Source organism: [Phormidium] sp. LEGE 05292 (genome assembly GCF_015207735.1).
Classification (GTDB): domain Bacteria; phylum Cyanobacteriota; class Cyanobacteriia; order Cyanobacteriales; family Aerosakkonemataceae; genus Floridanema.
The window spans coordinates 41011-55689 of the sequence record NZ_JADEWG010000033.1 but is presented as its reverse complement, the minus strand read 5'-3'; the positions used below and the strand labels follow the sequence as shown (position 1 = coordinate 55689).

Here is a 14679-nt window from a genome sequence, read left to right as displayed (position 1 = left end):
TGTGCCGTTTTATGATTCTAGCTACTTTGTAATGGCTTTCTTATTGGAACGAAGGAATTACTATCCTCGGCTTCTTGAGTGCCATTTTATCCTTCTAGGCTAGTGCCATTTTTTCTTTCAAGTGGCACTTCCAGTCGCCAGAGTTTCACCGTCAGGACTCCAACTCACATTCCAGACAGAACTCTGATGACCAGTGAGGGTTTGCAGCAGTTTCCCTTGTTTGTACCACAGTATTACCTTGTTGTCCTCACTTGCAGTCGCCAGAGTTTGACCGTTAGGACTCCAACTCACTCTACTTACAGAAGCTTGATGACCAGTGAGAGTTTGCAGTAGTTTCCCTTGAAGATTCCACAGTTTCACCGTCTTGTCAGCGCTTCCAGTCGCCAGAGTTTCACCGTCAGGACTCCAACTCACATTCCAGACAGGACTCTGATGACCAGTGAGGGTTTGCAGCAGTTTGCCTTGCTTGTTCCACAGTTTTACCGTGTTGTCGTCACTTGCAGTCGCCAGAGTTTGACCATTAGGACTCCAACTCACACTTTCGACATAAGCCTCATGACCAATGAGAGTATGCAGCAGTTTCCCTTGAAGATTCCACAGTTTCACCGTCTTGTCTTTACTTCCACTTGCAGTCGCTAAAGTTTGACCATCAGGACTCCAACTCACACTATCGACATAATCCTGATGACCTTTAAGAGTATGCAGCAACTTTCCTTGAGGGTTCCACAGTTTCACTGTTTTGTCAGAACTTCCAGTCGCCAGAGTTTGACCATCAGGACTCCAGCTGACAGTATCGACGGAATCCTGATGACCTTTAAGAGTATGCAGCAGTTTCCCTTGTAGGTTCCATAGCTTCACTGTCTTGTCACCACTTGCAGTCGCCAGAGTTTGACCGTTAGGACTCCAACTCACACTCGTGACAGAATCCTGATGACCTATAAGAGTAGGCAGCAGTTTCCCTTGCTTATTCCACAGTTTCACTGTCTTGTCATCACTTCCGGTCGCCAGAGTTTGACCATCAGGACTCCAACTCACACTACCAACAGAATCCTGATGACCTATAAGAGTATGCAGCAGTTTCCCTTGTTTATCCCACAGTTTCACCGTCTTGTCACCACTTGCAGTCGCCAGAGTTTCACCGTCAGGACTCCAACTCACATCCGTAACATAACTCTGATGACCTGATAGAGTATTGTGTTGTCTCACTTCATAAAGGGTTTGTCGCAGTGCAACTAGTACTTGCGTCTGAATGTCGTCCTTTTGCCAAGGTAATTTATTCAGTTGTTTAAGTTGTTGTCCTGCCTGCAATGCTTCCAATAATGCTGTGAATCCTTGACCTGAGACAAGTTGTTCTCTGGAAGATGTAGCTTTCAGTCTCACTTCTACTGCTTTCCGTTCCTCAAAAACTATAAGCGCCGCGACAATGGAAAAAACCAATAGACCAAGGGAAATTCCAGTGATCCAACCCGCCTTTTTTCGCGCTTTATCTAAAATTTGATTAGCCTGCTTCTGTGCATCTAATTCCGTCTGAATTATTTGGTTATTTAACTCCTGACTTAAGTTTAAAAAACGGTAATCCGAATCGCTCAAACTTTTACCAGTCGCCCAACTTAGAGCATTCAGTAACGCTTGTCCCTGCAACAATCGCGATTCATCTTGATAACCAGAATCTTGCCAAGCATCAAAACTTTCTGCATAAGGGCGTAAATTCGTTAATTGTTTCTTTACCCAAGTTAGGTCAAACACAGATTGATAAATCCGGTTATAAACTTGCAATTGACTGTTACGTTTTACCACCAATCCGGTTAAGCGTAATTCTATTTGTTCTGGGCTGTCGTCTGCGGGGACTGGGGATGACAGGCATCTTGCCTGTCCTACGGGATTGCTTTGGGATTGGAGGATTTGTTGGTATATTCCTAATAGCCTGCTGGCGCGTTTTTCGTTGCGGAAAATTCTGTCTCTAATTGTCTTTAAATGCTCTGGTACATCCTGAGTTTCCCAATTTACAATCACATTATTTTGTACCAAGTTTGCTACTGATTCAGGTTCTTTACCCGTTGTAATTTCATCAGGTGATTGACGAATAAATTTACAAATCTTTTGGGTTAAAAAAGGTTGTCCCCCAGTCCAAGACAATACCGCTTCAAGCACCGCTTGGGGATTTTCAGCTTTATTTGCTAACCCTACTGTTAAAGGTTGTGCTTCCGCTAATTGAAAGCCAGTTAACTCAATTGCCCGACCAATATTAAACGGTGTGCGTTGCTGGTCGCTAATCAAATCCGCAGGTGTAGCAACGCCAATCAAAGCAAAGGTTAAACGACGATATTCAGGATTATCAGCCCGATAATTATAACATTCGCGAATGACGGCAAAAAAGTCATCGATATTAAATGGTAAACTTAATACGCTATCAATTTCATCAACAAATATAATGATGGTTTTCTCTATATTTTTGAGTAATACTTCTCCTAAAAACTTGCGAAACTTTTGTACAGGAGAAAGTAAACTGTGAGTCGTCCACCATTCTTCTAAATCAAAACTAGTATACAGTTCAAAATCGTTAATTAAATAATCAATAACTCCAGCATACCATTGCTCAGGGGTGATGTCGGAAGTGCCGATCGCAGTAATATCCACAGTCGCACAAGCAAAACCCTCCTCCCTTAAACGTTTAATCGTTCTCACCCGCAAACTAGACTTACCCATTTGCCGAGAATTCAGCACATAACAGAATTCCCCAGCAATTAATTGTTGGTAAAATTCCTCATCAGCTTGCCTGCGGACATAAGTAGTTGCATCCGCTGGTAAACTACCACCTACTTGATATTCCTGGTCAGAACTTTGCAGATTCATAACTTGTCTGACGCACTTTATCTAATTTTAATTTAAAGATAGCATCTTCGTTTATAGTTACAAATAAATTTTATATTTTAATTTACGATCGCACATAGTCCAAAAATTTTCTGAATGAAAAACAGGATATTAGCCTGTTTTATTTCTGTAATAACGCAAGTTGCTAGTTATTAATTATTTCGGAATTTCCCCCTTGAGTCAGGGGGGTAGTGGGGGGATCTAAGGCTGTGATTACTAGGTTTTGATCCCCCCAACCCCCCTTAATAAGGGGGGCTAAGAAAGAGTTAAACTTGTAACTAGCAACTTGCGTTAATAGGTGAGAATAAATAAAATTATGCAATTGTTGTTTTGGGAAATTTGCGATCGCTACTTTGATAACTGATATAGTTCGGATATCAAACTTTTCCTGAAAAAATAGGATGTTTCATGTTCAAACGTACTACCATCTTTAGCGCCGCTTTCATCATTGGCTTCCTGTTGCAAAATCTTGCCATTGCTAGGGAACCGGATTTAATTCGCTCACCAAATTGGGGGAATTTTTCGGAATCCTGTAGCAATATAAATTTTAACAACAACACTTCCTTCTTAAAAGCAGATTGCCTCCCATCAGCGTTTACCGTTATATCCCTTAATAAGCACATAGCAAACAACAACGGAACTTTGATTTGGGCAACAAATGGAAATTTTACCCAAACCTGTAGATCTTGCGAAGTACGGCACCACAGGGGAATAGTTTGGTTGAGTTGTAAGTGCCTTAGTGGGCAACAACAGGTAAAGACAGAGATCAATCTAGACGAACGACTGACAAATATTAATGGTGCTTTGAAGGTTGTACCAGGGATGCCTCAAACAATGCCACAACCTGTATTCCCAGGTTTAAACAAGAAAGGGTTGTAAATATCTTTTGTACTAACGCAAGTTGCTAGTTATTAATTCTTTCTTGTTCCCCCCTTGAGTAAGGGGGGTAGTGGGGGGATCTAAGGCTGTGATTACTAAGTTTTGATCCCCCCAACCCCCCTTAATAAGGGGGGCTAAGAAAGAGTTAGACTTGTAACTAGCAACTTGAGTTACTAGACATTCCCGACAACAATATTGTTAAATAGAATGCGATCGCAAATTACTCGCCCTAAACCGAGATTTCCGATCGCATTTTAATCTATAAAATATTCGGGCTATTGTTTCTTAACCTACAATCAAACCATCTTTCACATGAATTATGCGACGAGTTCGGGCGGCAATATCCGGTTCATGTGTGACAATAACAATAGTAATACCTTGATGATTTAGGTCAGTTAGTAATTCCATTACTTCTTCAGAAGTTTGGGTATCTAAAGCGCCAGTTGGTTCATCTGCGAGGACGAGGGCGGGACGATTTACTAAAGCGCGGGCGATCGCAACTCGTTGTTGTTGTCCTCCAGAAAGTTGATTAGGACGGTTTGATAGTCTTTCTGCTAATCCAACGCGAGTTAATGCTTCTTCTGCTCTGCGTCGTCGTTGAGTTTTGGAAACACCAGCATATATCATTGGTAGCATGACATTTTCTAATGCAGTGGCGCGGGGAAGCAAGTTAAATTGCTGAAAAACAAAACCAATTCTTTGATTACGAATATAGGCTAATTCATCATTATTTAATGTGGTTAGGTTTCTCCCTTCCAGAATGTAGAGTCCATCGGTTGCGCGATCGAGACAACCAATGATATTCATCAGGGTAGATTTCCCAGATCCCGACATTCCCATAATGGCGACATATTCGCCTTCTTCAATATTTAGATTAATTCCTTTGAGGATTGGTATCGAGTTCTCTCCCAAACGGTAGCTTTTGGTAATCTCTTCCATCCAAATCATTGTTGCCATTTTACTCACTCCGTAATGCGGCGATCGGATCGAGTTGTGCTGCACGTCCGGCGGGGATAACTCCAGCAACAAGTCCTACAACTAAGGCGAGGGCAAGTCCGGCGAACACTGACCAAAGGGAGATCACAAAAGGAAAACTAAATAATTGGGCAGATATAAAAGCTAGACCAACACCGATTATAACTCCGATCGCACCTCCCAAAAGCGATACTAAAATTGCTTCGGTGAGAAACTGCTGCAAAATCGCGCTGTTTGTCGCACCGATTGCTTTGCGAACCCCGATTTCGCGGGTTCGTTCGACAACAGAAACCAACATAATATTAGCAATCCCGATACCACCAACGACTAGAGAAATGCCTGCGATCGCACTTACCAACACCGTAAACAAACCCACCACATTACTAAAAGTATTGATAATATCAATCTGATTACTAATGCGAAAATCATCGGGATTAGGTGGATAAATATTATGGCGAATTCTGAGTAAATTTGTCACTTGAAATTGTGCTGCTTCTAGTTGAACTTGGTCTTTTGCTTTCACCCAAAATCCACTAATTCCCGTTCCATTAATTGCATTATTACCAACAATTCGCGAAGACATATTAGTGAGGGGAATATATACTCGATCGTCCTGATCTTGACCACCTACCGAACCTTTTGCTTCCATCACCCCGACCACTCTGTAACTTCCATTTTGAATCCGAATACTAGCACCGATCGCAGGTTCTCCCGAAGTAAATAAATCACTTTGCACCTTACTACCTAAAACTACTACAGGTTCGGCATTATCCATATCTTCCTGAGTAAAAAACTGCCCTTCTTTCGGATGTATTTCTTTCACATCGGGATAGTTTAAATCAACACCCAGGATCGAAGTTGAATCATTTCGATCGCCATATACAACTTGTCCGCCTCTTTGCAAATATGCTGTTACTGCTTCTGCTGCGGGTACTTGTTGCGCGATCGCTCTAGCATCTTCCCAAGTTAAAGTAGTTGCAGAACCAAAACCCTGACTAATCCCACCAGTACGTGCCGCCCCTGACAACACTAGCATTACATTGGTTCCCAATGCTTGAATTTGTTGCTCAGTTGCCTTTTGCACACCTTGTCCTACCGATGTTACGGCAATCACAGAACCAATGCCGATAATAATGCCCAACATCGTCAAACTTGTCCGTAAACGATTACTCCATAGTGCTTCTACTGCCATCGACAAAACTGATAGCAGAGATATTTTTTTAATAGGAATGCGACCTAACTTGCCCATAACAATTTTCGATTTTAGATGTTAGATTTAACGGTTTAATACCGCCTGGAAAAACTCGATATAGTAATACTGTTGGATTTGTGAAACAGATTTTTTTTGAACCACGTTCGCGTAGCGGTGCGTAGCACTTAGACGCGAAGGACACGAAGAAAGAGAAGAAGAAGTTTTCACACTTGATTTATGATTGCTATATATTCATCTGTGTTCATCTGTGGATATCTGTGGTAAAAAAACCAAGAATTCAGTACATAACCAAGAACCTCAAACAACATCTGCGTTTATCTGCGTTCATCTGCATTCATCTGCGTACTAAAAAAGATTTCCAGCTTCTCCCAAAACTATTAAAATCCCCCACGTCTACCGCCACCTGGACCCATTCCGGGGAACATCGAAGGAGTTCGAGAAGCTGGGCGTTGTCCTTGAGGGAAACTAATCATAACTTTGTCACCTTCTTCAATCCCAGAAACCACAACTGTTTTATCTTCAACAGTTGCGCCTGTGGTGATAGGTCGAAATCTGGGGCGACGATTTTCGCCTCTACCCATTAAATAAACACCTGTGCCATTTTCTTGACGAACGATCGCGATCGTTGGTACAACCACCACATTATCCAAAGTCCCAACATTAAACTTGACATTAACATTCATCCCTGATTGCAACAAATTTTTCGGATCGTCCAAAGACATTTTCACCTCAAAATTCGTCACGTTTTGGTCTACAGTGGACTGAGTTGCCACCTGTATCACCTTGCCAGAAAAAGGTTGCCGGGGATAAGCATCAGCTTCAATCGTCACATCTTGCCCAACTTTGATTTTCGGGATGCTTGTTTCCGCAACCTTAGCAATTACTTGGTTTTTGGCAGCTAAGGACAAAATGGAAGAAGACGTAGCTGAAGAAACGGAACTTCCCGAAGTAGTAGGTGTAACAAAGGAACCAGGGTCAGCAAATTTGCGGGTAACAACGCCATCAAAAGGAGCACGAATCACAGTATCGTTAAGTTGTGCTTGAATTGTTTGCAATGCTCCTTGAGCATTCATAACTTGAGCGCGTGCAGCAGCAATCTCTTCAGGACGTGCCCCGGCTTTTTGCAGTTCCAAAGCTTGCTTTGCTTGTTCTACCTGTGCTCTAGCGGCGGCGATTTCTTCAGGACGAGTACCGGATTGTTGCAAGTTGAATGCCTGTTTTGCTTGTTCTACCTGGGCGCGGGCGGCGGCGATTTCTTCAGGGCGAGTGCCAGATTTTTGCAAGTTTAATGCTTGTTTTGCTTGTTCTACCTGTGCTTTGGCTGTATCATAGGCTGTGCGAGAGGTGTCTAGTTCGCGTAGGGAGATGGCACCTGCTGTCTGAAGTCGTTGATTTTGATTGTAGTTAAGTTCTGCTTGGCGCAAATTTGCTTGGGCGGATGCTAGTTGTGCTTGGGCTTGGGCGACTTCTTGGGGGCGATTTCCCGCTAATAGTTTATCGAGATTCGCTTGGGCGGATGCTAGTTGGGCTTGGGCTTGGGCGACTTCTTGGGGGCGATTTCCCGCTAATAGTTTATCGAGATTTGCTTGGGCGGATGCTAGTTGTGCTTGGGATTGGGCGACTTCTTGCGGACGATTTCCAGCTAGTAGTTTATCAAGATTGGCTTGGGCGGTTTCTAGTTGGGCTTTAGCTTGGGTGAGTTGTCCTTGGAGGTTGGAGTTATCCATGTAGGCGAGGATTTGTCCTTCCTTGACGCGATCGCCTTCCTTCACCAATAATTGTTTAAGAATTCCAGAGTTTTTGGGGCTAACATTTACCGATCGCTCTGGTTGCACTGTACCATTAGCAGTAATTCTCATCGGTAAAGTAACCCGTTCAACTGTTACCGTTTGAATGCGTCGCCTCATTTCCTGCCTTTGGTTAGTAGTTGCGATCTGAGTGTAGGTAATATAGCCTGTAGCAGCTAAAGCACTGAGAAGTAAAAGCCCTAGCAACCATTTTGGTACATTAAGTTTTAACTTAATTCGCTCTTTGATCAGTCCAACTGCCATATCTGAGATCCCCCTTAACCGACTGCACACTTCAATTAGCTTTTGGTTATTCTCTTCTTGCATCTGCCGTTTTAGCCCACCCGGAAATCCATCACTTAAGTTAACTGAAAGCTTTTGATTCCCAGTATTTAGCCCTCTGAATTGATTTGCAGGCGGATTTTGGGACTGGTGCAAGATATGAGTCTAAAAGACAATACTGTTTGTTTAGACTGTGGATGTTGGTTTGTGGTTCAAACTGTTAGGAAAAAAGATTGTCTGGTTTTTTTGGGTAAGTAAAGATGTGTTGTTAACCACAAATCTCTACTTTGCGTTCTTTGCGGTTCATTAACAAAGGTGGTAAGGTCAGCGGATTTAGCCAATAGATAACCTCACAACAAAACCCGCCTCTAATTTTGCTAACTTTCTTCTATCGAATTAACGAGTTAAACAGTTATTAAGTTGCTGATTAATTTCCAGCGCATTTAAAGAACGTCCAATAAACACTATTTGATTGCTGGGTTTTCCTTGCCATTCTTCATCTTTTAAGTCGTAACGTTTACCGCTAAGTTGAAAAATGTGCCTTCTGGAACTTTCTTTAAACCAAAGAATCCCTTTAGCCCGAAACACACCAACTGGGAGTTTATCTTGTAAGAATACCTGAAATTTTTTCACGGCGAAAGGGCGATCGCTACGAAAGGAAAGCGAAACAAATCCGTCATTAGCGATATGATTGCTATTATTTGGAATATTGGCTAAATCGAGATTTTGGTAAAATTCGGTTGGGGAGAGTTGGACATCTAAAATTAGGGGTAGGGGAACTTGTCCGTATTGCGATCGTAAAATTCGCGCTCCACCTTTGATCGTATCAAAAAAGTTTTCTAATTCTACAACTTTTGCTTCTGGGACTAAATCTGTTTTGTTGAGGATGATAATATCACCGTAAGCCACCTGATTAAGTGCGATCTGACTCTCCAAATCATCAGGGATAAAATTCTCAGCATCCACCACAGTTAAAACCGAGTCTAAAGTTATAAACTCTCTTAATTCTGTACCAACTAAGGTGATAACGATCGGCAAAGGATCTGCTAAACCTGTAGTTTCAATTACCAGATAATCAATGCGGTCTTGTCGTTCTAAAATTTGATAAACTGCATCGACTAAACCTGCATTCATCGTACAACAAATGCAGCCATTACTCAATTCTACCATGTCTTCTTCTAAAGAAACAAGTAACTGGCTGTCAATATTAATATCGCCAAATTCATTAACTAAAACCGCAACTTTCAAATTCTCCTGATTTTTGAGGATTTGATTCACCAAGGTAGTTTTCCCGCTACCCAAAAAACCCGTAATTATGGTAGCAGGCATTCCTCGCTTGGGAATTTCCGCCAGAAAATTTTGCTCTGTTATTATTAATTTTTTCATAATTAAGAAGTGCTAAATTGATAGGAAAGCGCCTGTTTTTGCATGGCTTGAAAGATGTTGTAAAACCCATTGGTTCGTAACGCAATTTTGCATCAGTTTGACGGGCAAAACGTTGCACTATTTTGGCTAATGAATCTGGTAATTGTGGCATTTTTCCTAACCTAAAATCATTGCTACTTCCTTGGCAAAATAGGTGAGAATTAAGTCAGCGCCAGCACGTTTAATACTCAACAAAGTTTCTAACATTACTTGTTTTTCATCAATCCAACCTTGCTGGGCGGCAGCTTTAATCATGGCATATTCACCGCTAACGTTATAAGCGGCGACTGGCAGATTTGTTTCACTGCGAATTTGGTGAATAATATCCAGATAAGCTAAGGCAGGTTTTACCATGACAATATCTGCACCTTCGGCAAGATCTAAGAATGTTTCTTTTAATGCTTCTCTGGCGTTTCCTGCATCCATTTGATAGGTTTTTTTGTCGCCAAATTTGGGTGCAGAATCTAAAGCATCGCGGAAGGGGCCATAATAAGCTGAGGCATATTTTGCGGAGTAAGCGAGAATGCCAACGTTAATATATCCTTCGGCATCTAAAGCTTTGCGAATTGCGCCAATTCTGCCATCCATCATATCAGAAGGTGCTACCATATCTGCCCCAGATGCGGCTTGAGAAAGTGCCATTTTTACTAACACTTCGACGGTAGGATCGTTGAGAATTGTGCCGTTTTCATCTATTAATCCATCATGCCCGTGTGTGGTGAAAGGATCGAGGGCAATATCAGTAATTACAACAATTTGTGGTACTGCTTTTTTAATTGCTTGAACTGTTTGTTGTACTAATCCTTTGGGGTTGTAACTTTCGCTGCCTGTGTCGTCTTTTTTGCTTTCGGGAATTACAGGAAAAAGGGCGATGGCGTTAATTCCTAATTCGGCAACTCCAGCGATTTCTTCTAATAGTAAATCTGGGGTGTAACGATAACATCCCGGCATTGATGTGATTTCTACTTTTTTTCCCTCTCCTTCCATGACAAAGAGGGGATAAATTAAGTCGTTGACGCTGAGATTGGTTTCTTTTACCATGCGTCGCAAGGCAGGGATACGCCGCAAGCGACGGGGGCGATGGGTTATGTTTGGTACGGAGGAATCAGGGTTTGAGGTCATGGCGGCAGATTAATTATAGAATGATTCTCATTATATAATTAATCGTACCAAAGCATACGTTAGCTGGGAATGACAGGCAAGATGCCTGTCCTACGGGAAGGTTACGCCTACATCTGTATTTATCTGTGGATATCTGTGGTAAAAAATAAATTTATTCTAGAATCACATACTTGTCTAAGTCGGTAATTTGAGGATCGGGAAAGCGGTTAATAATGCGCCAAAGTACTGTATAACTACCATCAGAATTAAGAGAAACTGGACGAAATGCTATGAGTAAATCGCTGCTGGGTGTTGTTAACAATAATTCCAGGTTGCGGCGTTGTCCTTTGGGAATTCGTTCATTGTTTAAAACTGCTTCTGGTAGTTGAAATTGGACCGATCGCACTAAATAGGTGTGGTTTAAAACTGCTGGTGATTGGGCAAAAAGTTTAATGCAACATAAGTCTTCGATTTTTCCGGTGATGAATAAGCGGCGATCGATCTGCAATGCTTCTAATTTATCGGGTGGTTGATATTTGAGGAAAAATTCTCTCGTAGGTTCAGCAACATTTAATAGAGTAGGATCGAGATTTTCGATCGCTACATCTCCTAAATCTTCCATAAAGCCATAATTTAATTCTCGTTGGACTATTTGAAATCGATCGTTATCCAGTTGAATTTCTAATCGGGGCAGAAATACGCCGCTTTCTGCTAATGGTGGATAAGGAAAACGTTCTAATCTGCTAGCTAATAATCTACTCCGTAATTCTTTAGCATCTTGACGATAAAATTCAGCGGGTAAAATCCGGGCAATTCCTGTGTTAGGTAAGGTAAGAAATGGATGGTATAATTGATTAATTGCTTCGGAAATGTTGTAAGGATCTTCTGTGAGTTGATTGGGAAAATTAAATTTGGTTGAAGGGGGAAAGAGTAAGGTTGCTTGGGATAGTAATCTTCTGGTGTTTAAAAGTGGTTGGGTTGCTTCGATGGAAATAGCGATCGCAGGTAAAACTGGTGGTAAATATCCCTCTATTGGTTGTTTTGCTTCTCTGCCAATTAACGGCGGTTCAGGAGAAGGTAAAGGTGAGATTGCTGGGGGAGAAATTGGTTGTACATCACCCAATCTAACTAATCTTCCGTCGATGGTTGGTTTGAGGGTTTCTAATGTGGAGGTGGAACTATAAAGGTAACAGTAAAGTTGTAATTGTTCGGATGTTAAATTAACAAATGGTGGCAGGTTAGTTGAGTTTCCTAAACTAACTATTCGGCAAAGATTAACTGGGTAAGCATAATAGTTTCTCAAGAAGCGATCGACTGCTGAGGTGTGCAAGAAAAGTTGCGATCGTACTCCTCTGATAAAATTAGGATCGGCACTTGCGATCGCCTTTTCTAACTGAGAAACTAAATAAATTTGTTCCTGTACTAGTTGCTGTGCTGGTTGCCAAAAATCAGTGTTTTGACTAGATTGATCTGAAGGCATAAAGGGATTTTCTTGTGCCTTGGCAACCTGGGGGTAAAATAACAAAAGTAGTAATAGCAAAGATAAAGGCTTTTTCATGATTTCCAGTTTTTATAATTACCAACCACCTTTTTACCACATCTTTTAAGTTTGCCGATCTGTGATATTTTGATCGTCTTCTTTAGGGTCGGTATTTTGTGCTGCTAATTCTTCTTTTGGCGACTCATTTGGTATTACTACAACTTCAATTGTCCGGTCTTCTTTCTTTTTACCCCATTGATCCAGCACATCTTTGATTAAGACTTCCTTAATCCAAACTTGTCCTACCACCGTGATTGGCAAGGCTAAAACTAATCCCAAAAATCCAAAGAACGTAGCAAAAACCACTTGAGACATTAAGGTAATTGCAGGTAAAAGTGCTACCTGTTGCGCCATTATATAAGGAGTAATGAAGTTACTTTCAAGTTGTTGAATAAATATGTAAAGGATTAACACAAAAAGAGATTTCCAAGGGCTATCTAATAGTGCAACACCCATTGGTAATACGACACTTAATGTCGGGCCAATATTAGGAATAAAGTTGAGTAATCCTGCTAAAACTCCTTGTGCTAAGGCTAATCTAACACCAATAATTGAGAGTCCAATAAAACTTAATAAGGCAACCAAAGTCATACTAATGATGGCACCAATTACCCATTTTCCTAATGCTACTTCACATTCGGTTAAAATTTCTTCTACTCGTCTTCGATAAAAAGAGGGAAATAACCGCACAAATGTTTTACGATAAGCTAAGGGTTGAGCTAACATCATTATTGTTAAAACTAGTACCAATAAAAAGCTCAAAATAATCCCTAGTGTATTAGAAACAAATACACCAGCACTACCAACTAATGACTGTGCTAAAGGTTGTAATTGTTGAAATAATTGTTGGCTAGGTCGGAAAACTTGTGTATTAGTAGTAGGTCGAGGTATAAATTGATTTATCAAAGGTGGTAAGTCATTAATCAGTTGTCTGAGTCTAGTATTCCAAAGGTCGATCGCCTTCGGAAACAGCACAATAAGTTCTTGAGATTGAGCGATAAAGGGCGGTACAATTAAAAAGAAAAAGCCAATAGTAACCGCAAAAAATAGAACCAAGGAAAGTATTACTGACCAAAATCTGGGGACTTTTAATCTTTTGGTGAACCAGCGAACTAATTGATTTAGGGAAGTGGCGAATACAATAGCTGCAAATACCAGCAACAGCACTCGCCGAATTTCCCAAAGGACATATAAACAAATAATAAAAACTAATAGACCGATTATTTGACCGAATTTCACTGTGTTCACTCCCTAATAATTCGCTTATTTCGTGGTTGAATTGACATGATAAATTTACTCATTAACTGAATTTTGCTGTTGTTGATATCGCCACCAAAGAGCGATCGCTAATACTACAGTAGGCAACAATACAACAATCAGGGCAATTTGTGATTCTGCGGGAACATTGAAATAGGGACAAACATATTTAGTGATAGCTGACAAAACTGCGGAAAGAATGAATATTTTCAGAAGGAATTCAGTTTTATTTTCCATTTTTTTATTTCCGTAAATGAAGGGGAACTTTTAAATTAACTATCTAAAATTCCCCGATTTTTTGTAAATTTGAATTAGTTGCTATCGGCGATATTCGTCACCACAATCACCAATATATTGGAACAAATCTTGTGCTTTTTGTGTAACAGTATTGATTTGTTCAATATCATCTCGATCCAAGTTGAAGTTGAACACTTTAGCGTTATCCGCAATATGTTCAGCAATTCCTAATCTTGCACCGACAATTACACCTGCAACTGCTGGCTTATCAAGTATATAACGAACCGCAACATTAGGAATACTAACTTGGTGTTTGCTGGCAATTCTTTGCAAAACTTTAAGTAATTCTTGGAATAAACTCCAACCTCCCCAAGCGTCAATCATATTTTTGTATTTCCGCAAGGAAACTGTTTCTAAAGTTGCCGGATTTGGTTCTGATTGATCGAGGTATTTTTCCGATAAAAAGCCCCCACAAACTGTCCCGTAAGTAAAAAGTTTAACATTGTGTTGTTCGCACAATTGGATCATTTTGACTTCGGGACGGCGATCGACTAAAGAAAATTGCACTTGGTTGGAAACAATTTTGATGTCATTATCTAAAATAATTTGTAGATGTTCTGTGTCAAAATTGGTTAAAGCTAAATGCTTAATTTTTCCTTCTTCTTGCAATTGGGCCATGTATTTTAAGGCATCCAAGTAATTAGAATCGCGATATTCCCACCAGTGGAATTGCATTAAATCCAGAGATTCAACTCCCATTCTGCGGCGAGAGATATTAATATTATCTTCCACTATTTTTCGGGTCATTTTTCCTGGTCTTGGTACCCATTTAGTGAAAGCTTGAATGTTAGATAATGCGGCTTCTCCACGACTAGCAACAAGCTGACGACGGAATTCGCCAATAAAATCTTCTGCTGGCCCATAATGGTCGGCTAAGTCCCAAGTTGTAAATCCTGCATCGACGTATTTAAACATAGTGTCGATCGCAGCTTTTGGGTTAATTCTTCCATGTGCCCCCGACACTTGCCACATTCCGTTTAAGATGCGACAAATATTTAAATCTGGCGTAAATTGTAGTCGGCTTGATGCGGGTAAATTCATCTACTACTCAA

The 14679-nt window shown here is 40.9% G+C and carries 11 protein-coding genes; 1 reads left to right on the top strand and 10 read right to left on the bottom strand.

What is annotated here, in order from left to right; all coding sequences use genetic code 11:
* Positions 1-117: 117 nt before the first annotated feature.
* Positions 118-2853, bottom strand: a complete 2736-nt coding sequence (locus tag IQ264_RS12060) for an AAA-like domain-containing protein (RefSeq protein WP_193981027.1) — start codon at positions 2851-2853, stop codon at positions 118-120.
* Positions 2854-3279: 426 nt separating this feature from the next.
* Here IQ264_RS12060 and IQ264_RS12055 point away from each other — a divergent pair, with 426 nt between their 5' ends.
* Positions 3280-3750 (top strand): CVNH domain-containing protein, encoded by a 471-nt coding sequence (locus tag IQ264_RS12055; protein ID WP_193981026.1) that lies wholly within the window; start codon positions 3280-3282, stop codon positions 3748-3750.
* A gap of 285 nt (positions 3751-4035) precedes the next feature.
* Here the strand turns inward: IQ264_RS12055 and IQ264_RS12050 are convergent, their stop codons facing one another.
* The 9 genes from IQ264_RS12050 to IQ264_RS12010 form a co-directional block, all read right to left on the bottom strand.
* The gene (locus IQ264_RS12050) at positions 4036-4707 is read right to left on the bottom strand and encodes an ABC transporter ATP-binding protein (RefSeq protein ID WP_322744670.1); all 672 of its coding nucleotides are present in this window, start codon (positions 4705-4707) and stop codon (positions 4036-4038) included.
* 1 nt (position 4708) lies between these two features.
* Positions 4709-5974 (bottom strand): ABC transporter permease, encoded by a 1266-nt coding sequence (locus IQ264_RS12045; protein WP_193981025.1) that lies wholly within the window; start codon positions 5972-5974, stop codon positions 4709-4711.
* A 341-nt stretch (positions 5975-6315) separates the two neighbouring features.
* On the bottom strand, positions 6316-7989 hold the full coding sequence (locus IQ264_RS12040) for an efflux RND transporter periplasmic adaptor subunit (protein WP_193981024.1): 1674 nt from the start codon (positions 7987-7989) through the stop codon (positions 6316-6318).
* A 414-nt stretch (positions 7990-8403) separates the two neighbouring features.
* Positions 8404-9393 (bottom strand): CobW family GTP-binding protein, encoded by a 990-nt coding sequence (locus IQ264_RS12035; RefSeq protein WP_193981023.1) that lies wholly within the window; start codon positions 9391-9393, stop codon positions 8404-8406.
* 156 nt (positions 9394-9549) lie between these two features.
* The gene (hemB, locus tag IQ264_RS12030; RefSeq protein ID WP_193981022.1) at positions 9550-10554 is read right to left on the bottom strand and encodes a porphobilinogen synthase; all 1005 of its coding nucleotides are present in this window, start codon (positions 10552-10554) and stop codon (positions 9550-9552) included.
* Positions 10555-10705: 151 nt separating this feature from the next.
* Positions 10706-12091 (bottom strand): hypothetical protein, encoded by a 1386-nt coding sequence (locus IQ264_RS12025; RefSeq protein ID WP_193981021.1) that lies wholly within the window; start codon positions 12089-12091, stop codon positions 10706-10708.
* Positions 12092-12136: 45 nt separating this feature from the next.
* Entirely contained in the window at positions 12137-13312 is a 1176-nt protein-coding gene (locus tag IQ264_RS12020) for an AI-2E family transporter (RefSeq protein ID WP_193981020.1), read from the bottom strand.
* Between the two features lie 54 nt (positions 13313-13366).
* Positions 13367-13567 (bottom strand): hypothetical protein, encoded by a 201-nt coding sequence (locus tag IQ264_RS12015; protein ID WP_193981019.1) that lies wholly within the window; start codon positions 13565-13567, stop codon positions 13367-13369.
* A gap of 81 nt (positions 13568-13648) precedes the next feature.
* Positions 13649-14668 carry an aldo/keto reductase gene (locus IQ264_RS12010; RefSeq protein ID WP_193981018.1) on the bottom strand — a complete coding sequence of 340 codons (1020 nt, stop codon included), beginning with the start codon at positions 14666-14668 and terminating at the stop codon, positions 13649-13651.
* Positions 14669-14679: the final 11 nt, after the last annotated feature.

Bases quoted from the DNA above. Each gene is read 5' to 3' on its own strand.
- IQ264_RS12015 (WP_193981019.1), bottom strand. From the start codon at position 13,567: ATGGAAAATAAAACTGAATTCCTTCTGAAAATATTCATTCTTTCCGCA.
- IQ264_RS12055 (WP_193981026.1), top strand. From the start codon at position 3,280: ATGTTCAAACGTACTACCATCTTTAGCGCCGCTTTCATCATTGGCTTC.
- IQ264_RS12010 (WP_193981018.1), bottom strand. From the start codon at position 14,668: ATGAATTTACCCGCATCAAGCCGACTACAATTTACGCCAGATTTAAAT.
- hemB (WP_193981022.1), bottom strand. From the start codon at position 10,554: ATGACCTCAAACCCTGATTCCTCCGTACCAAACATAACCCATCGCCCC.
- IQ264_RS12025 (WP_193981021.1), bottom strand. From the start codon at position 12,091: ATGAAAAAGCCTTTATCTTTGCTATTACTACTTTTGTTATTTTACCCC.
- IQ264_RS12050 (WP_322744670.1), bottom strand. From the start codon at position 4,707: ATGGCAACAATGATTTGGATGGAAGAGATTACCAAAAGCTACCGTTTG.
- IQ264_RS12035 (WP_193981023.1), bottom strand. From the start codon at position 9,393: ATGAAAAAATTAATAATAACAGAGCAAAATTTTCTGGCGGAAATTCCC.
- IQ264_RS12045 (WP_193981025.1), bottom strand. From the start codon at position 5,974: ATGGGCAAGTTAGGTCGCATTCCTATTAAAAAAATATCTCTGCTATCA.
- IQ264_RS12060 (WP_193981027.1), bottom strand. From the start codon at position 2,853: ATGAATCTGCAAAGTTCTGACCAGGAATATCAAGTAGGTGGTAGTTTA.
- IQ264_RS12040 (WP_193981024.1), bottom strand. From the start codon at position 7,989: ATGGCAGTTGGACTGATCAAAGAGCGAATTAAGTTAAAACTTAATGTA.